The sequence below is a fragment of the Vibrio methylphosphonaticus genome (genome assembly GCF_023634655.1).
Taxonomy (GTDB): Bacteria; Pseudomonadota; Gammaproteobacteria; order Enterobacterales; family Vibrionaceae; genus Vibrio; species Vibrio methylphosphonaticus.
The window spans coordinates 21,728-38,939 of record NZ_JAMKMS010000008.1 but is presented as its reverse complement, the minus strand read 5'-3'; the positions used below and the strand labels follow the sequence as shown (position 1 = coordinate 38,939).

The following is a 17,212-nucleotide window of genomic DNA, read 5'->3' as shown; positions in this document are numbered from 1 at the left end:
CATCATGGCTGAATTTTTTATTAATCGACCAAAATTTGCGATCGTTTTGTCGATCGTCATGACCATCGCTGGCTTGCTCACGCTCTTGAAAATGCCGGTTTCCCAATTTCCAAATATTGTCCCTCCTTCTATCGAAGTATATGCCGTCTACCCTGGTGCGGATCACAATACTATTCGTGATACCGTCGCCAGTGTCGTCGAGCAAGAAATCAATGGCGTTGAGGGAATGATCTACCTTGAGTCTAAGTCCAATAACGATAATACCTACTTAGCGTATGTCACATTCGACATCGGAACCGACCCAGATAAAGCCCAGGTTTTAGTGCAAAACCGAGTCAATAAAGCCATGGCAAAGCTGCCAGAAGAAGTAAAACAACAAGGCGTCACCGTAGAGAAAGTCGCCAACTCTATCCTAATGACGGTCAACCCATACTCGCCTGACGGGAGATTCGATAATCTATACCTCTCTAATTACGCCTCACTTAATATCAAAGATGCTCTATTGCGCGTTGAGGGTGTTGGTAAGGTGCAAGTAATTGGTGAGCAAAACTACTCGATGCGAGTTTGGTTGAATCCAGAAAAAATGGCTGCTCGGGCGATAACCGCTGCACAAATTTCCGATGCTATTTCGGCGCAAAATACCACCGTCGCCGCAGGTAAACTTGGCGAACGGCCCACGGCTGGAAAGCAAGTGTTTCAGTACACCATTCAAACAAAAGGTCGCCTTCTTGATACAAGTGAATTTGAAAACATTATTTTAGCGTCCAATAATGATGGCAGTTTTATTTATCTAAAAGATGTGGCTCGGGTTGAGCTTGGTGCGGAACAATACTCTGCTATCGCCACCTATGCGGGCAACGAGAGTCCAATTCTAGCTATCTATCAAGCGCCTGGCGCCAACGCCGTACAAGTCGCTGAAGATGTCCGCAAGACAATGACTGAGCTAAGTGGGCGCTTTCCTCAAGGCATGGCATACGACGTCTCTTATGACTCAACAACATTCATCAAGGTATCGATGGATGAGGTATTCGAAACACTCTATATTGCCGTTCTTCTTGTTGTCGCCGTCACCTTTTTATTCTTACAAAGTTGGCGCGCCACTATTATTCCGGCAATCGCAATCCCTGTTTCGTTAATTGGTACGTTTGTCGTGATGGCTGCCATGGGCATTGATATCAACACCATTTCTATGTTTGGTTTAATTCTTGCGATTGGAGTGGTGGTCGATGCTGCCATCGTGGTCATTGAAAATGTCGAACGCCTCATGGAAGAAGAGCATCTTGATGCGAAATCTGCAACCTCAAAAGCCATGAAGGAGGTCACCGCACCACTTATTGCTTCCGCATTGGTTTTACTTGCTGTTTTTGGTCCTGTGTCCATTGCTCCGGGTATGGTCGGCCAGATGTATCAGCAATTTGGTGTCACTATCTCAGTTTCTACCATTATTTCCACCGTTGTAGCATTGACGCTCACACCAGCATTATGTGCCGTGATGCTCAAGCACGAAGAAAAGAAACAACGCGGAATATTGGCCGCTTTTAATACTATCGTAACCAAAATTACCGGTGGGTATGTCAACTCAGTCAACTTCTTAGGTCGTAGACTTGTGCTTTCAGCCTGCTTCTTCGCCGCGATTCTTGGTGGCATCGTGACATTTGCCTCAGTCACGCCCAGTGACTTCATTCCAGCAGAAGATCAGGGCTCGTTCATCATTGATGTCAATCTTCCAGAAGCGGCTGCACTTGATAGAACCGATATTATTGTCGACCAACTGGTCAACGATATTTCGTCATTTAGTGGTGTTAAGCACGTTATTGCCGCGAAAGGGTATTCACTATTAAAAGGCGCAGCATCACCAAACTCAGGCATGATGATTGTCGTTTTAGATAACTGGAGTGAACGAAACAAGCCGGAGCAAAGTGAGTTTGCTTTGGTCGCTCAAGCGCAAAGCCTATTAGACAATAATCATGACATTTCGGGTATGGCATTTTCTATGCCGGCAATTCCGGGTTTAGGCAATGCTGGAGGGTTAACGTTACAGGTAGAAGATCTCAATGGACGTCCGATCGAAGACATGGCACCCGCTCTGGATGGATATTTACACGCACTGAATCAGTCTGAAAAGATTGCGATGGCCTTTACCACATACAGCGCGAATGTCCCACAACTGTACCTTGATATTGATAGAGCCAAAGCCCTCGCACTTGGCGTTGACCTACAAGAAGTCAACCTCACTCTATCCGCTATGATGGGTAACTTATACGTCAACGACTTCACAAAGTATGGAAAAAACTACCAAGTGAATTTATTGGCAGAGCAGGAATTTCGTAATGATGAACAAGATTTAAGTCGCCTCTATGTCAGATCCGCTAGCGGACAAATGGTCTCTCTGGCAACTTTTTCTCGCTATGAGCCACTCGTCGGCTCGGACAATACCGCTCGATATAATTTGTACAACACCGCACAGGTACTTACCATTCCAGCACCCGGTTACAGCTCAGGACAAGCCATTGAAGAAATGGAGAACCTCGCGGCAAGTTCACTTCCATCAGGCTATGCTTTTGAATGGACAGGGATGACTTACCAAGAGTTGGCGGCGGGCGACGCCGCGCCTTACCTGTTCGCACTGGCGTTATTATTTACCTATTTGTTTTTGGTAGCGCAGTATGAAAGCTGGCTTATTCCTTTAGCCATTATTTTGTGTGTCCCGACAGGCTTGATTGGCGCATTAGGTTTGGTGTTTGCCACTGGCGGATCGATCAATCTGTATACTCAAGTAGGCTTGGTATTACTTATCGGCATGGCGAGTCGCAACGCGATACTTATCGTTGAGTTTGCAAAAACGCTAAGAGAGGACAATAAATTATCGATTATGGAATCAGCAAAACAGGCCATCGCTCTGCGTATCCGCGCGGTTATGATGACGGCTTTTTCATTCATTTTGGGCGTACTTCCTTTGGTTGTCGCCAGTGGTGCGGGATCCGCCAGTCGTAATGCGTTAGGCATCGCCAGCTTTGGCGGTATGCTTGCTGCAACCGTGATTGGTTGTGTCCTTGTTCCGGTATTCTTTATTGCATTACAGCGACTGCGTGAGTTCAGCCAGAAAAAGTACCCACCCTCACAGCCAGATCATCACGATAAGGAACAAGAAGTAGCATCACTCCGCTCCCAATAGAGTGACACCCAACGACAATTAGCGATTAGCGATTTAGCCAAGTTTAGCCAAGTTTAGCCAAGTTTAGCATCATGCAAAACTTGGCTTTTTTGTGAATACCACTTTTCCTAACACATACTGCCCATTTCATTGCCATGGGTATTTGTATTTGTATTTGTATTTGTATTTGTATTTGTATTTGTATTTGTATTTGCAAGGTAGACCTCACATCAGCTATTCAGAATACAAATAGTTTGTATTTTCTCACTCTGTCAGAACCTAGGTAAAGTGGAGCTGAGCCAAAGGAAGGGCCATTTATCAATTCTTTATTATGGTTTTATATAGGTAAATCAAATGCAAAAATCCATCTTACTTACGACTCTATTGGCCGCAAGCGCAAGCGCCTATCATCCATGTGATGCTGGCAATGAAATTACCGATGCGGTAGAAGGGGCGGTTGTCGGCGGTGTCGTGGGCGCTGTCGCAGGAAATGCGACCGCTGGTGCCGCAATAGGCGCAACCGCTGGTGTAATATCAGGCGCTTATGACGACGTTGATTGTGAGAATTATCTTGCCGACGAAATTGTTGCTGATGCGGTTCACGAAGATATTGAAGATGAGATTGTCGCTGACGCTCTGTGGGACTAATTAAGTAAAACAGCGCTGCCCCATGCCAAACCCTAATCCTCTAGGACTCTGGCACATGTCAATTGCAGCACTGTATCATTAATCGCCTTACTCTCTGTTTTCAAAATGCGCTAAGAATTCTCCACAATCTTTCTGAAAAATAGGCAGAGCAAAGGCGATTTTTTCTTCACTCCAATTCCACCAGGCTAACGCCTCTAAACGTGGTCCATAACTAGGGTCGTCAAAACGATCACGTAGAACTCGCGCCGGGTTTCCAACGACAATCGAGTAGGCAGGCACATCCTTTGTGACCACACTGCCCGCACCAATAATCGCACCATTCCCCACAGTGACACCCGGCAAGACAATCGCACCATGACCAATCCATACATCATGACCAATGGTGACTTTATCCTCTTCTCGCCATGCAAACACTTCGTCATCAAGTGTGGTTGGATTATCCCCCAACCCATACTTACCAGGGCGGTATGTAAAATGATGTAAGGTCGGGCGCCACCACGGATGATTACTCGGATTAACTCGCACATTAGCAGCAATAGACGTGAACTTTCCTACCTCAGTAAACATCAGATTACAGTCGTTTTGAATATAACTATAGTCACCTAATATGACGTTGTTTAGCACGCACCGCTCTGACACTTCAGTCCAGTAGCCCAGCTCTGTTTGATGGTACTTTACACATGGTGAAACACTCGGCGCCGCCGACAGTGTCGTTGATTGTGGTTGACTCATAATGTGATCTCCTGACCATCGCTTAGTAGTTGGATAGCGTGGGGCAGCGTATGCTGGTGATGGTTTAGCCAGTTGATAGTATCGTGACTCACATGAGCCAAGCCTAAATGGCCTGGCTGGCAGTCCTTTGCTATCTGAACGACCTGGTGTATATCGTTGTGGTTTTTCGCAAGGCGTGTCTCTTCGCATTCAATAGGTGGGTAATTACAATCCGTAATTATCCACTCTACATGTCGAGCGACAAGCCATGCTCTGGTCTCGTCGGGTAATCCATTGGTATCGGTTAAGTACGCCAAGCAGTGGCCATTCCATTCAAACGCATACCCTAAACATAATTTAGAATGCGTCAGTGGTAATGGCGTGACTCTGATGTCTTGCCACGTAAACGATTGAAACGGAAGGGCACGTTGGGAAAAATCCAACAACCCTGAATGCTTATAAAGATCGTCACAACCGCTCGGATCATCCGGTGAGATAACAGGGATCGGCTCCCCTACGCCCCACCGCAGATCAAACAAACTGTGCACATGATCCATATGATAGTGTGTCACCAATATGGTGTTGATCGTTCCAGCAGGGAAGCGAGTTAACAAATCAGGGGCGTTCGCATCTAATAAGAGAATCTGGCCGTCATGCTCAATGTAAGCCGATGTTTTTTCGCGTTTTAATTGGCTATCATTCATCGCTAGTCGGCACGCTTCACACGAACAGCCATACACTGGCATCATGGCGCTATTGCCCGTCCCCAACATGGTTAGCTTCATTGCGCCGCTATGGCCAACACTGAGTCCACCTCCGATTCTGAGCAAACCTCCAATTCTGAGCAAACCTCCAATTCTAAGCAAACCTTAAGTTGTTGACGCTTAGCCTCAAACTGGTCAACACTGGCACAAATAGACCCGCTATTATCAATCACCCAGCTTCCTTCTATACCCATACATCCTTCTGCATCCGCAACGCTATACGCTTGAGCTCGCTGCAAACGCTGCTCAATTTGCTCACTATTCTCTCTACCTCTTGCCGTAAGACGCTGCCTTAAAATAGATGCATCGACCTCAATCACAACCGGAATTAACTGACGAGGAAACGCACTTTTCGCTTGTTCTAACTGAGCACGAGAGCCGTTGACCACAACAGATAACCCTTGTGCGAGCCACGTATTGATTTCAACCCCAATGCCATAACATAGGCCATGAGCTTGCCAGTGCAGCGCAAATAAGCCTTTGGCTTGTCGGCTTGCAAACTCCTCATTAGTCAGAGAGACATGGTTTTCTCCTCCTGCGTCAGCAGGCCGCGTAATATAACGATGAGCGACCACAACCTCATGAGGAAGTTGCGCACGAATCGCATCTATTAGCGTATCTTTTCCAGAGCCAGATGGACCGATAACATAATACACCTTGGTGCTTAACGCGATGGAATCTGAGCTCGCACCGAGCGTCATTTCCTCTGGTATTATCTGATGCTGCATGGATTAAAAGACCTTCTTACCCTGACGCCAAACACGTGACACTAAAGGGTGCCCATCGACTTGACGAGCCAATACTAAGTCCGCTCGTTTACCTTCATCAATGATGCCTCTATCGTTCAAGTTAAGCGCTTCGGCAGGGTTCTTCGTCGCCAGCTTCACCGCTTGTGGCAATGTCAACGTATTGCGCTCATCCGCCGATAAAGTGTAAATGGCCTCGAGCAAGCTCATTGGATAATAATCCGAAGAGAGAATATCGAGCACACCTTGTGCGGCCAGCTCATAAGCCGCTACATTCCCCGAATGCGAGCCGCCACGAACCACATTAGGCGCGCCCATCAACACTTTAAGACCGAGCTCATGTGACTTTCTTGCCGCTTCAACGGTAGTTGGGAACTCCGCGATTGCCATACCTAATGCTTTAGATTCGAGCACATGTTCCGTTGTTGCATCATCATGGCTCGCCATCGGTGTATTGTGCTCGCGGCACTGGCGGCAAATCTCATCACGGTTTTGCTTCGACCAGCGTTGCGACAACTCTACCTGCATTTTTTCAAATGCCGTCATCTCACTATCACTCATGTTGTACTTACCTTGATAGTAAGTTCGGTATTTCTCAACATTCACGAACTGACGCTGGCCAGGGGCATGATCCATGAGCGACACCAATTGAACTTCTGGTAAATCGATAAAACGCTCAAACATTTCAACCGTCGTCTCATGAGGCACTTCACAACGAAGGTGCAAACGGTGCTCTGCGCGAGTCAAACCACGCTTTTGACTCTCTATAACGGTATTAATGAATAGATCGAGATTGGCTTGGCGCTTCTCTTCACGAAAGTCTCCCAGCGCGACCGCATCCAATACGGTGGTAATTCCAGAACCAATCAATTGCGTGTCGTGTGCGCTCATCGCTGAAAATGGCGGCCAATCGACTTTTGGGCGCGGCGTAAAATATTTCTCTAAGTTGTCAGTATGCAGCTCTATGAAGCCAGGCATTAAGTCGCCACCTTCCCCATCGTACGCACCAGGAATTTGACTTTGAGAATCCGACATACTGACAATTTTGCCGTCTCTCATCTCTAAAGAGCCCTTCACGACTTCATTTTCTAATACTAGGTTTACATTAGTGATAATCATGCGATGTTCTCCGTTACGCGCACGCGGAAATGGATGATGACGTTGAGGCCGATGATGGCGAAGCCGTGTCTGATGTCGGCTGCGACGCCCCTTTTTTAACGTCATAAAGGCGATCGGCTACTTCATCTCGAGTTTGCTCATCGTGGAATATTCCCACTATCGCCGCCCCGCGTGCTTTCGCTTCTTTAATCAAATTGACGACAACGGCGCTGTTCGTCGCATCCAGTGAGGCCGTTGGTTCATCCAAAAGCAAAATGGGATAATCAACAATGAATCCACGGGCAATATTGACACGTTGTTGCTCACCACCAGAGAAGGTTGCGGGCGCAAGATTCCAAAGGTGGGCTGGGACATTCAATCGCGTTAACAAGGATTGAGCTTTCAACTGAGCCTCTTCGCGACAGCCGCCCATTTCAATCATGGGTTGCATCACAACTTCTAAAGCACTAATACGGGGTATCACGCGAAGAAACTGACTCACCCAACCGATGGTCTGCTTACGAACATTGAGGATTTCTCTTGGTGTCGCGGTGGCGAGATTGACCCAGCGTCCCTGATGCGCGACTTTGATGTCACCACTATCGACCAAGTAATTGGCGTACAATGCACGAAGTAACGTCGATTTTCCTGAGCCCGAGCGGCCATTTAGCACTACACACTCACCACTCGAAACCGAAAAACTGGCGTTGGAAAGAACCGATAACTCCGCACTTTGTTGATTGTGCAAAACAAAGGTTTTACTTACATTCGAAACATGCAGCCGAGCATTCTGTACATTAGCATTCATTGAGGCGTTCCTTAGTTTTGCAACACAGATGAGACAAGGAGTTGGGTGTAGGGATGCTGAGGATCATCCAGCACTTGATCAGTTAGCCCGCTTTCCACAACTTCACTGCGGCGCATCACCATCAAACGATGAGCAAGTAGCCTCGCCACCGCCAGATCGTGCGTGACGATCACAACGGCAAGATCAAGCTCTGTCACTAAGCGACGGAGTAGATCTAACAGCTTCGCTTGCACAGACACATCCAGTCCCCCTGTGGGCTCGTCCATAAAGATCAACTTTGGATGCGTGACAAGGTTGCGCGCGATCTGCAATCGTTGCTGCATTCCTCCAGAGAACGTCGTCGGCATGTCATCAATGCGATCAAGTGGGATCTCAACATCCGTTAACCATTTGCTCGATGCTTCGCGAATATTGCCATAATGCCGCTCACCCACTGCCATTAGACGCTCTCCGATATTACCGCCCGCAGAAACACGAGCTCGCAGGCCATCCATTGGATGCTGATGAACAACGCCCCACTCAGTGCGAAGTAAGTGACGTCGCTGACTTTCTGCCATGGCATATAGGTCTTCCAGTTGGGTCACCTGCTCTTCACCTTTGCCTCGCACATACAAAACTGAGCCACTGTCTGGCGTTTGACGCCCAGACAATGATTTCAATAAGGTACTCTTACCCGACCCTGACTCACCCACAATGCCCAGCACTTCTCCTGGATAAATATCAAAGGACACATCTTTAAAGCCTTTACCGGGTGCATACAATTTGGTTAAGTGTCGAACCGATAACAGTGGCGTTTCAGCGTCAGTAGTGTGTTCATGAGCCGCATGTTCATGAGTCAAGCGTTCATGAGTCAAATGTTCATGGGCCAAAGACTGCCCTGGCTGGTCATTCAATACGTTCTTCATGCCACACCTTCTTGTGATTGCATCTTGTCATTCTCTGCCACTTGGTCGCGGCAATAATCCGTGTCGGAACAAACAAACATGTGGTTACCTTTATCATCCAACACCACTTCATCGAGGAATGTGTGTGTGGCGCCACAAATGGCGCAGGGGTCGTCCCATTTTTGGATCTCGAATGGGTGATCTTCAAAATCGAGACTTCTCACCTTAGTGAACGGAGGAATTGCATAAATACGCTTCTCACGTCCCGCGCCAAAGAGTTGTAACGCAGGCATGTTGTCCATTTTGGGGTTATCAAACTTTGGAATTGGTGACGGATCCATAATGTAGCGATCATTCACTCGAACGGGATACGCGTACGCGGTCGCAATATGACCAAAACGTGCAATATCTTCATACAGCTTTACGTGCATCACGCCATACTCTTGCAAAGCATGCATTTTTCGCGTTTCCGTTTCTCGTGGTTCAATGAATCGCAACGGCTCTGGAATCGGCACTTGATAAACTAATATTTGATCGGCCTGCAATGCCACTTCTGGAATACGGTGTCTGGTCTGGATGATTGATGCTTCACGGGTTCTTTCCGTGGTATTCGCATCTGCGACCGATTTGAAAAACTCTCGAATGGAAACCGCATTCGTGGTGTCGTCGGCGCCTTGGTCAATCACTTTCAGCGTGTCGACCTCGCCAATAATCGCAGCGGTGATTTGTACGCCGCCGGTGCCCCAACCATAAGGCATTGGCATCTCCCTACCACCAAATGGCACTTGGTAACCAGGTACTGAGACGGCCTTTAACAGGGCACGACGAATCATGCGTTTCGTCTGCTCATCAAGATAGCCATAGTTATAGCCTGTCACCCCTTGAGCATGACCAACCGGTGCGGATGACATTGTCTGTGTTTCACTCATGACTGGTTCTCCTGCATCAAGGCATCATGTTCTTTGTGCATCTTACGAAGCAGCTCTAGCTCCGCTTGGAAGTCGACGTAATGGGGCAATTTAAGGTGAGACACAAAACCTGCGGCCTCGACATTGTCAGAATGAGACAAGACAAATTCTTCATCTTGCGCAGGACTTGCCACTTCTTCATCGTATTCTGGTGCTTGAAGCGAACGATCCACCAGCGCCATAGACATTGCTTTACGCTCAGTCGCACCAAATGTCAGTCCATAGCCACGAGTGAGCATCGCCTTGTCTGTTTTGCTGCCAACAAAGCCATTGATCATCTGACATTCCGTTAATTCAATTTCACCAATATCAATCGCAAACCCAAGCTCTTCAGGTTGCAGTGATAGTGTTGCCATGCCAGTGCGAATCTCTCCGGCAAACGGGTGATTACGCCCGTAGCCACGCTGCGTTGAATAGCTAAGCGCGAGTAAGAACCCTTCATCGCCTCGCACCAAGTTTTGCAGTCGCGCAGAACGATCACAGGGATAATTCACTGGTGCCATGGTGATATCTTCCGGCACCTGTTCGTTATCTGATTCCACTTTCATCATGTCGAGATGTTCGAGTATTCCCATCACCTGGGGACACGGCTCACTCGGTGCACACGGCTCTGTATCCAATTGAGGCGCCTCGCCTTCAGCGAGCAGACTGAAGTCCAGCAGTCGATGCGTGTAGTCGTAGGTGGGCCCCAGTATCTGACCGCCAGGTAAGTCTTTATAAGTGGCTGAAATACGGCGCTCAATACGCATATCACTGGTATTAACTGGCTCTGATACGGCGAGACGCGGCAAGGTTGTGCGATACGCTCTCAGCAAGAAGATGGCTTCAACTAAATCGCCATTTGCCTGCTTTATTGCTAAAGCAGCAAGTTCGCGATCGTAAATGCCACCTTCGGTCATTACACGGTCTACCGAGCCAGATAACTGCTCACTGACTTGCGCGACGCTTAACTCAGGAAGATCCAAGCTACCACGACGTTTTTTCGCTTGAAGTTGATGGGCGCGCTGAATCGCTTTCTCGCCACCCTTTACTGCTACATACATGAGGACACCTCAACGTGAGTTGTGCGTGGCAAACACAGCACATCTTGCTGGTGGACGAGAATCAAATCGATGCCAAGCGGAAAGTCTGTCAATTCTTGCCGTGAGGTAAGGAAAGTAAGGAACTCGCTTGGTACGTTGCCAATGAAAGCGTCACACCGCGTTTCTATACCGGGACCCGATAAAGAAATACGCTGACCAGATGTGAGTGAATCGAGCTCTACAATGACGGTCGCCGCCTGATCAGGGTACTCCTCATTACCCTGATTAAACCCTAACCACTCACTGCCCAACGGTAGTAGATCCCCTTTCGCGATTACGGCAAAATCCGCGGCAATTTGCTCAGTCACAATAGGTGCGCCGCTATGAAAACGGACGTTATCAAGTACCGCTTTGTCTTGTAAGAGTGTGGGAGATAACCATACTGGCGTTGCGTTGTCCGCTAAGCTCAATAGAACCTGCGTCGCCGCTGCTTGCATCTCACCAAACCCATGGCTTTTATCTAACGTGACGTGCTTTCCTGGCTCCGACAAGGCTTTGAGTAACTGCCTGAAGCAGTGTTGGCTGTCATGAACAGCGTCTTGAAACGCTGGTGTAATTGTTGTCATGAGTGTTACCTGTTAGGTTGGCAAGTTCACCAACGCTTATTGATTGTCTTGGACGTTGAGCATAAAGAGACAAAAAAGCGATCTTCTCAGTTGACTTAACTCGTCGCTTGAGTCATTGCCTGCTTGATCGTCACGCTGCAACATCACCTGCATGATTTGGAAAGCGCTAGTCTTCCCCTCGAACCAAAGTAAAGAAATCCACTTTCGTTGCGGCAACTTCCGCGGCTCTTAATTGCTCTTGTTCTTGCTTGATCGCCGCTAATGGTTCTATTACTTTGCTAATCAACAGCGCCTGTGACGGCTTGGTTTGTAGAAGCCCATCAAGTACCGCCGCTAATTCAGCATGCGCCTTGTTTCGACCACGTATATAGCTGTAACCCAACTCACCACTGGCAAGCTTTACCACCGCCCGAGTGATGGTCGCGTCGCCCATATTGAATTGGCGCCCTGTCCCGCCCATCCTGGCTCGGATCTGTGTCAGACCAATTTCAGGTTGGCGTACCAATTGGTAATCAACCTCTAGCTGTAACGCCTGCCAATGATGCTGTAGGTCGCCAAACTGGCTTTGTGCTAATACAGACATCCACTTTTCTCTTTCAGTCACCGCGGTCATTTAATGCTCCATTACTATTTCTGTTGCGTCAGAACGACTGTTAGAGTGAGAAAACTCGGCCACAATGCTCGTCCCCTTAATGACGTTTTTCGTTTTGATTTTTAAGATGGGCGTTGTCGCAGGAATCTGCAGTAAACGACACTCTTCATTAGTTGGTGCTCTCGCGCCTACACTGGTTTCTTTGCGCTCTAATTCAACCTCCAAACCACGTTTTATAAACTGGTGTAGTGAACCACTTTGGAAATTTTTCAGTACTGGCCACCAATCTGTTTTCGGTAGATAATGATCAATAATCGTTCGTGGCATATCCTGCGTTCTACGCAACGTACGTATATGAATAATGCGCTGCCCTTCAGAGACATTTAGCTTGGTCGCGACCGTTAACGGCGCCGATATGATTCTAGATAGCAACACTTCACATCGCGGCTGCGCGCCTTGCTCGATCAAGTTTTTGGTAAAATGCGCTGCTGAATGAATGTGATATGGGTTGGGCTGCCGAACCACCAAGTTTCCCTTACCCTGATGGCGTTGAATCATTCCGGAGTTCACTAACTCATCAATTGCGCGACGCAAGGTATGGCGATTAACCTCAAACCTTTTTGCCAACTTTGATTCTGCGGGAAGGTAATCTCCTGGCATAAAAGACGTGTTCACTTCCTGTTCAAGCACCGAGGCTATATCCAAGTAAACTGGCATCATTTCCCTTCTTACTTATCTAGATATGTTGAGATAATTAGGCATGCATGCTGCCTAGTTAAATTCATAGCGAATGATGAAAGAAACCATGTCGCTACCATTCGATTTGAGTACACTTTGAAGGTAAAAGATGAAGATTACGTGTCGTTATTATGTCTAATTCGTAACAAAGGAAGGGCTTATACCACTTGTCTAGATAAGATTAAGTGTCTGATAGTTATCATTAACATCGAATGTAGTGACGTCGAACGAATAACTTATCTAGTATCAAGATTCATAATTCTTTGACGTGACCAGTGGACAAAAAATTCGCTCACTCTCTAGGTGCATACAAACTCGCATCCATATATACTTTGCGACAACTTCTCTAACCTTAAAGATAATATGAATTATTTGACGACCTTTCTAAAAGGAATGGCTATGGGCGCGGCTGACGTTGTCCCAGGCGTTTCGGGCGGTACTGTGGCCTTTATTACCGGTATTTATGACATGCTGCTAGAAAGCATTCGACGTGTGAACCCAAGTCTATTCGGCATCTGGAAGCGCGACGGATTTAAAGCAGCGTTCAATCACATCAATGGCTTCTTTTTAATCGCATTATTTGGCGGAATTCTCACGTCGATTCTAACGCTAGCTAAATTCATTTCTTGGGCGTTAGAAACACACCCTATCCCGGTTTGGTCATTCTTTTTTGGCTTGATTCTGGTATCGGTCTACCACATGCTCAAGCAAGTTGAACAAAAAACGCTTTCACGTTTTGTGTGTCTACTGCTCGGTGTCGCCTTTGCCTACTGCATTACCGTTTTGCAACCATCAGAAATGGATCCCACTAACATCAACATCTTCTTTGCTGGTGCGATTGCTATTTGTGCGATGATTCTTCCTGGTATTTCTGGCAGCTTTATCTTACTGCTGCTTGGGATGTACACACCGGTACTTGGTGCTGTTAAGGGACTGCAACTCGATGTCATGGCAATATTTGCAACAGGGTGTTTAGTTGGCCTATTAAGTTTCTCTCATGTTCTTTCATGGTTACTAAAACGCTTCCGCGATTTTGCATTGGTTTTCCTGACAGGCTTGATGCTCGGTACACTACCAAAACTATGGCCTTGGAAAGAAACCATTTCTTGGAGAACCAATTCTTCAGGTGAGCAAGTACCCCTTATCCAGGAGAACTTATCACCGTTTAGTTTTGAGTCTGTTTCTGGTCACCCATCTCAATTAGCCATCGCTATTGTTATGATGCTTGTTGGTATTGCCTTAGTCTTAGGACTAGAAAAAATTGCCGAGCATGGTGAGAAATAATCTTACCGTGAGCTAAAACGAAAAAGGCCCCGACAATGTCGGGGCCTTTTTATTGAAGATATAATTGACGACAAAAATAGGCTGTATCCGTTTTCCAGACTAACTCCCGTCAGAGTTTACATTCAGTCTTAGAATACAAAGTTAAGCATGACCGTATATAGGTTCGCGTCGGTATCACTGCCCGGAGAAGATACAAATGCACCGCTATCACCATTATAACTATTAAAGTATTGCCACTCCGCGTTTAACGAAACGTTATATCTCACATCATAACGCAAGCCTAATGTGGTGCTCGCACCAGCTTTGTCATTGTCCTCATCAAAGTCCTCTCCATAAACAGCATAAGGTGTGAATGCTGAGAGTCGGTAAGCAACCATCCCATACCAAGCCATTGCCAAATCATTCTTCTGACCTTCGGCCGTAAGTTTTAGGTTTCCAAAATCATACTCTCCCCCTAACGAGTAGAGCTTTATATTTTGATCGGGAGCTTCAATTTCTTTGTAAGCATAAAGCTGCGGAACGCCAAATTCATTGGGCAGATAGGTGTTCGATAACTTAACGGTTTGATCAAAATTTGAATCTAGATAGGCAAAATTCAATCGATAGTTTTCACCTATCAACTGAGCATTCGCCCCCCACATATTTTTTGTTTCAAACTCAAGCGTAGTATTCGAATTCAAATCGACTTCATTGTTGTCTTTAAACCCAACAAAAGGCGTTAAAGAAAGCTGTGTTTCATCGGATATATTGAGGTTCCATGTCACACTTGCTCCATTAAATGCAGTCACCCCGAGGATACTGTTATAGACCTCGGCGGGCGGGCGGGCAGTCGTATAAGCATGGCCAACATAGTAATATTCAGAAGCCAAAAATACGGGTAAACGCAAGCGCCCACCCCTAACCTCAAAATCTCCAATTGAATAACCAAGATACGCCCACTCCAATTGTGGTTCACTCCAATGGTCTTGCGGGCGCTTAACCACTTGCACTGAAGCTTTAAATGCCTCGCGATAGTAATCTAACTGGACGCCAAACGTTGTATCACAGTCGTAGCAGTTCTCATCACTAATATTACGATTCACCATCAATGGCGTTTCATTATCAGACTTGGTCCAAGACGTTGACCCAAAACCACTGATAGAAAAATTGTCTGAGATGTCTATCGCAGCTAAAGAGGAAGTGCTGATTGCAGATACAGCTAAAACGAGTAATTTATTATTCATGGTTATTTCTCCCCACTAACAACGTATAGAATTTTGGCTTCCTGAGGTATTGCGTCTAATGGCGCATACCCAATTCTATTCGGCTTTTCTTTTAACCAATGAATAAGTGCAGTAACCGTGGCATCACCGATTTCTTTTGGCGGTCTAGCTTTCCCAGAAAAAGATAAACTTGCCCAATAGGCATTCATTTGTGCAATATCTTTTCCTAATAAGTATTCATAGAACTCAGACCGCTCCGAGGAGCTTTCTGGCCAATCGGATATTTCTATTCGTTTCCCTTGAAGAGATTTAGCCTTACCTCGGTAAACCATTCTCGCTTTGCTGCGAGTCAGTTCATCAAAATTAGAATCAAGCGTAAACACGGCATATTCATTAGCAGCAAATGCTCGGCTTTCGGTCGATAAAATAATTATCAAAGCAAAAATCCCGAGTGTTAAGCCACTAATTAACCTTTGTTTAACTATCTTAATTACGCTGTAGGTTTGTTCCATTTCATCTCACTCTCTCGGATTCCTTTCCTAGACTACTGATAGATTAGTCCAGCATGATTGATGTTCAAGAATATAATTGATAGCACTTCACTAAATAAGACGTTGATCCAATGTAGAACATTTACCCTAGCTCTTGCCGTACTTACGACGCTAAATTTTGCAGAGCGTCAAAAAGTGCCGGATAGACCCTAACACCACAGACTTCACGACTAGAATCAAAACTCTCTCGTTCTAATATAGAAACTGCTCACCTCTTAATGTCATTGGCAATGACGAACAATAGGAATAGCCTTGCTCGCGCATTTCTCGCGCTTTTACAGTAACCCGATAACAAAAAGTTGCTTTTTATCTGTGTGATTTTTTTTTAGAATCGCTGCAGTCTTTCTTAATCATCCATTTAAGCGAAAATTATGAACAAAAGTATGATCACCAACTTAGTCGCATTAGGACTACTCGCTGTGGGCTATCAAATCGAAAACACCATTCTCCTATATGCCGGGCTTTTTGCTTTTTCTGGCGCCGTGACAAACTGGCTAGCGATTCATATGTTATTTGAAAAAATACCCGGTATTTATGGGTCTGGTGTTATCCCGGCTCGGTTTGAAGATTTTAAAGTAGCGATTAAAAATCTTATGATGGACCAATTTTTCACCGACAGTAATATTGATAAATTTCTCAAACAAGAAGTAGGGACAGGACTCTCTCTAGATTTAGAGCCAGTAATTGAAAAAGTCGACTTCAACCCTACCTTTGACTCCCTTGTCGATGTTATTGAAAATTCACAGTTTGGAGGAATGTTGGCGATGTTTGGGGGTACGGAAGCATTACAACCGCTTAAAGCCCCATTTGTGGAAAAAATGAAAGCGGCAATGGAAGATATCGCTCAAAGCGACTCTGTTAAACAAGCGCTTGTTGAACAATTTGAATCACCATCTATGATGGACGAAGTGAAAAACAATATTGATTCAATTATTGAACAACGACTTAATGAACTTACCCCACAAATCGTAAAAGAGATCGTACAAAACCTAATCAAACAACATTTAGGTTGGCTGGTGGTATGGGGAGGAATTTTTGGCGGTCTTATTGGTGTGATTTCATCGCTCGTTATGTAACGACCTAACCGCATCACTTTTTCAACTATCGTTCTCATCAACTATACAATAAAAAAAGCCAATCACAACACATCGTGATTGGCTCATAATACTGTGAACAATAGTCATTCACTAACAACGTCAGTTGGCTAGGTGACCCTCGGCTTAAGAGAGTCGCTGTCATTTTATTCGCATAACGTGCCACTCTGCAATAGCGCCAACTCATTTACCCCAGTTATATATAAAACTATTCGAACTGTGTCACATTCCTCTAATTGCCGTAAAATCAGATAATTACCAACAGGTCTCTGTCGTCAAAGCACGCTTATCACATTCAAAAGCCCAAAACTAAAGGAACAAT

At 46.0% G+C, this 17,212-nt stretch carries 17 protein-coding genes; 4 read left to right on the top strand and 13 right to left on the bottom strand.

Annotated features, from left to right (window positions below; genetic code table 11):
• The first annotated feature begins 4 nt into the window (after positions 1–4).
• Entirely contained in the window at positions 5–3,175 is a 3,171-nt protein-coding gene (locus tag M9196_RS11015) for an efflux RND transporter permease subunit (RefSeq protein ID WP_250617601.1), read from the top strand.
• A gap of 333 nt (positions 3,176–3,508) precedes the next feature.
• A complete protein-coding gene (locus tag M9196_RS11010; RefSeq protein ID WP_250617600.1) occupies positions 3,509–3,802 on the top strand; it encodes a DUF1269 domain-containing protein in 294 nt (97 codons plus the stop codon).
• An 87-nt stretch (positions 3,803–3,889) separates the two neighbouring features.
• On the opposite strand, the gene M9196_RS11005 is transcribed toward M9196_RS11010, so the two are convergent.
• From M9196_RS11005 to phnF, 11 genes are all read right to left on the bottom strand, one after another.
• Positions 3,890–4,534, bottom strand: a complete 645-nt coding sequence (locus M9196_RS11005; RefSeq protein ID WP_250617599.1) for a DapH/DapD/GlmU-related protein — start codon at positions 4,532–4,534, stop codon at positions 3,890–3,892.
• A complete protein-coding gene (phnP, locus tag M9196_RS11000; protein ID WP_250617598.1) occupies positions 4,531–5,298 on the bottom strand; it encodes a phosphonate metabolism protein PhnP in 768 nt (255 codons plus the stop codon). Before phnP ends, M9196_RS11005 begins: the two co-directional genes overlap by 4 nt.
• Positions 5,295–6,005 (bottom strand): ribose 1,5-bisphosphokinase, encoded by a 711-nt coding sequence (gene phnN, locus M9196_RS10995; protein WP_250617597.1) that lies wholly within the window; start codon positions 6,003–6,005, stop codon positions 5,295–5,297. Before phnN ends, phnP begins: the two co-directional genes overlap by 4 nt.
• A gap of 3 nt (positions 6,006–6,008) precedes the next feature.
• Entirely contained in the window at positions 6,009–7,142 is a 1,134-nt protein-coding gene (gene phnM, locus M9196_RS10990) for an alpha-D-ribose 1-methylphosphonate 5-triphosphate diphosphatase (RefSeq protein WP_250617596.1), read from the bottom strand.
• A 13-nt stretch (positions 7,143–7,155) separates the two neighbouring features.
• Positions 7,156–7,929: a phosphonate C-P lyase system protein PhnL gene (gene phnL / locus M9196_RS10985; protein ID WP_250617595.1), complete on the bottom strand. Its 774-nt coding sequence runs from the start codon at positions 7,927–7,929 to the stop codon at positions 7,156–7,158.
• 11 nt (positions 7,930–7,940) lie between these two features.
• On the bottom strand, positions 7,941–8,768 hold the full coding sequence (gene phnK, locus M9196_RS10980) for a phosphonate C-P lyase system protein PhnK (protein ID WP_406707678.1): 828 nt from the start codon (positions 8,766–8,768) through the stop codon (positions 7,941–7,943).
• Between the two features lie 62 nt (positions 8,769–8,830).
• On the bottom strand, positions 8,831–9,742 hold the full coding sequence (locus tag M9196_RS10975; protein WP_250617593.1) for an alpha-D-ribose 1-methylphosphonate 5-phosphate C-P-lyase PhnJ: 912 nt from the start codon (positions 9,740–9,742) through the stop codon (positions 8,831–8,833).
• Complete coding sequence (locus M9196_RS10970; RefSeq protein ID WP_250617592.1) at positions 9,739–10,824, bottom strand: carbon-phosphorus lyase complex subunit PhnI; 1,086 nt, start codon at positions 10,822–10,824, stop codon at positions 9,739–9,741. The genes M9196_RS10975 and M9196_RS10970 overlap by 4 nt, the downstream gene beginning before the upstream one ends.
• Positions 10,815–11,429: a phosphonate C-P lyase system protein PhnH gene (gene phnH / locus M9196_RS10965; RefSeq protein WP_250617591.1), complete on the bottom strand. Its 615-nt coding sequence runs from the start codon at positions 11,427–11,429 to the stop codon at positions 10,815–10,817. The genes M9196_RS10970 and phnH overlap by 10 nt, the downstream gene beginning before the upstream one ends.
• A gap of 166 nt (positions 11,430–11,595) precedes the next feature.
• Complete coding sequence (gene phnG / locus M9196_RS10960; RefSeq protein ID WP_250617590.1) at positions 11,596–12,042, bottom strand: phosphonate C-P lyase system protein PhnG; 447 nt, start codon at positions 12,040–12,042, stop codon at positions 11,596–11,598.
• Positions 12,043–12,738 carry a phosphonate metabolism transcriptional regulator PhnF gene (gene phnF, locus M9196_RS10955; protein ID WP_250617751.1) on the bottom strand — a complete coding sequence of 232 codons (696 nt, stop codon included), beginning with the start codon at positions 12,736–12,738 and terminating at the stop codon, positions 12,043–12,045.
• Positions 12,739–13,122: 384 nt separating this feature from the next.
• Between phnF and M9196_RS10950 the strand changes: the two genes are divergently transcribed.
• Positions 13,123–14,043 (top strand): DUF368 domain-containing protein, encoded by a 921-nt coding sequence (locus M9196_RS10950; protein ID WP_250617589.1) that lies wholly within the window; start codon positions 13,123–13,125, stop codon positions 14,041–14,043.
• 128 nt (positions 14,044–14,171) lie between these two features.
• On the opposite strand, the gene M9196_RS10945 is transcribed toward M9196_RS10950, so the two are convergent.
• Positions 14,172–15,266 carry a porin gene (locus tag M9196_RS10945; RefSeq protein ID WP_250617588.1) on the bottom strand — a complete coding sequence of 365 codons (1,095 nt, stop codon included), beginning with the start codon at positions 15,264–15,266 and terminating at the stop codon, positions 14,172–14,174.
• A gap of 2 nt (positions 15,267–15,268) precedes the next feature.
• The gene (locus tag M9196_RS10940; protein WP_250617587.1) at positions 15,269–15,757 is read right to left on the bottom strand and encodes a hypothetical protein; all 489 of its coding nucleotides are present in this window, start codon (positions 15,755–15,757) and stop codon (positions 15,269–15,271) included.
• Positions 15,758–16,167: 410 nt separating this feature from the next.
• Between M9196_RS10940 and M9196_RS10935 the strand changes: the two genes are divergently transcribed.
• Positions 16,168–16,872 (top strand): DUF445 domain-containing protein, encoded by a 705-nt coding sequence (locus M9196_RS10935; protein ID WP_250617586.1) that lies wholly within the window; start codon positions 16,168–16,170, stop codon positions 16,870–16,872.
• Positions 16,873–17,212 lie beyond the last annotated feature (340 nt).

Excerpts from the sequence above, each read along its gene's own strand:
- M9196_RS11015 (WP_250617601.1), top strand. The coding sequence starts at position 5 with ATGGCTGAATTTTTTATTAATCGACCAAAATTTGCGATCGTTTTGTCG.
- M9196_RS11010 (WP_250617600.1), top strand. The coding sequence starts at position 3,509 with ATGCAAAAATCCATCTTACTTACGACTCTATTGGCCGCAAGCGCAAGC.
- M9196_RS11005 (WP_250617599.1), bottom strand. The coding sequence starts at position 4,534 with ATGAGTCAACCACAATCAACGACACTGTCGGCGGCGCCGAGTGTTTCA.
- phnP (WP_250617598.1), bottom strand. The coding sequence starts at position 5,298 with ATGAAGCTAACCATGTTGGGGACGGGCAATAGCGCCATGATGCCAGTG.
- phnN (WP_250617597.1), bottom strand. The coding sequence starts at position 6,005 with ATGCAGCATCAGATAATACCAGAGGAAATGACGCTCGGTGCGAGCTCA.
- phnM (WP_250617596.1), bottom strand. The coding sequence starts at position 7,142 with ATGATTATCACTAATGTAAACCTAGTATTAGAAAATGAAGTCGTGAAG.
- phnL (WP_250617595.1), bottom strand. The coding sequence starts at position 7,929 with ATGAATGCTAATGTACAGAATGCTCGGCTGCATGTTTCGAATGTAAGT.
- M9196_RS10975 (WP_250617593.1), bottom strand. The coding sequence starts at position 9,742 with ATGAGTGAAACACAGACAATGTCATCCGCACCGGTTGGTCATGCTCAA.
- M9196_RS10970 (WP_250617592.1), bottom strand. The coding sequence starts at position 10,824 with ATGTATGTAGCAGTAAAGGGTGGCGAGAAAGCGATTCAGCGCGCCCAT.
- phnH (WP_250617591.1), bottom strand. The coding sequence starts at position 11,429 with ATGACAACAATTACACCAGCGTTTCAAGACGCTGTTCATGACAGCCAA.
- phnG (WP_250617590.1), bottom strand. The coding sequence starts at position 12,042 with ATGACCGCGGTGACTGAAAGAGAAAAGTGGATGTCTGTATTAGCACAA.
- phnF (WP_250617751.1), bottom strand. The coding sequence starts at position 12,738 with ATGCCAGTTTACTTGGATATAGCCTCGGTGCTTGAACAGGAAGTGAAC.
- M9196_RS10950 (WP_250617589.1), top strand. The coding sequence starts at position 13,123 with ATGAATTATTTGACGACCTTTCTAAAAGGAATGGCTATGGGCGCGGCT.
- M9196_RS10945 (WP_250617588.1), bottom strand. The coding sequence starts at position 15,266 with ATGAATAATAAATTACTCGTTTTAGCTGTATCTGCAATCAGCACTTCC.
- M9196_RS10940 (WP_250617587.1), bottom strand. The coding sequence starts at position 15,757 with ATGGAACAAACCTACAGCGTAATTAAGATAGTTAAACAAAGGTTAATT.
- M9196_RS10935 (WP_250617586.1), top strand. The coding sequence starts at position 16,168 with ATGAACAAAAGTATGATCACCAACTTAGTCGCATTAGGACTACTCGCT.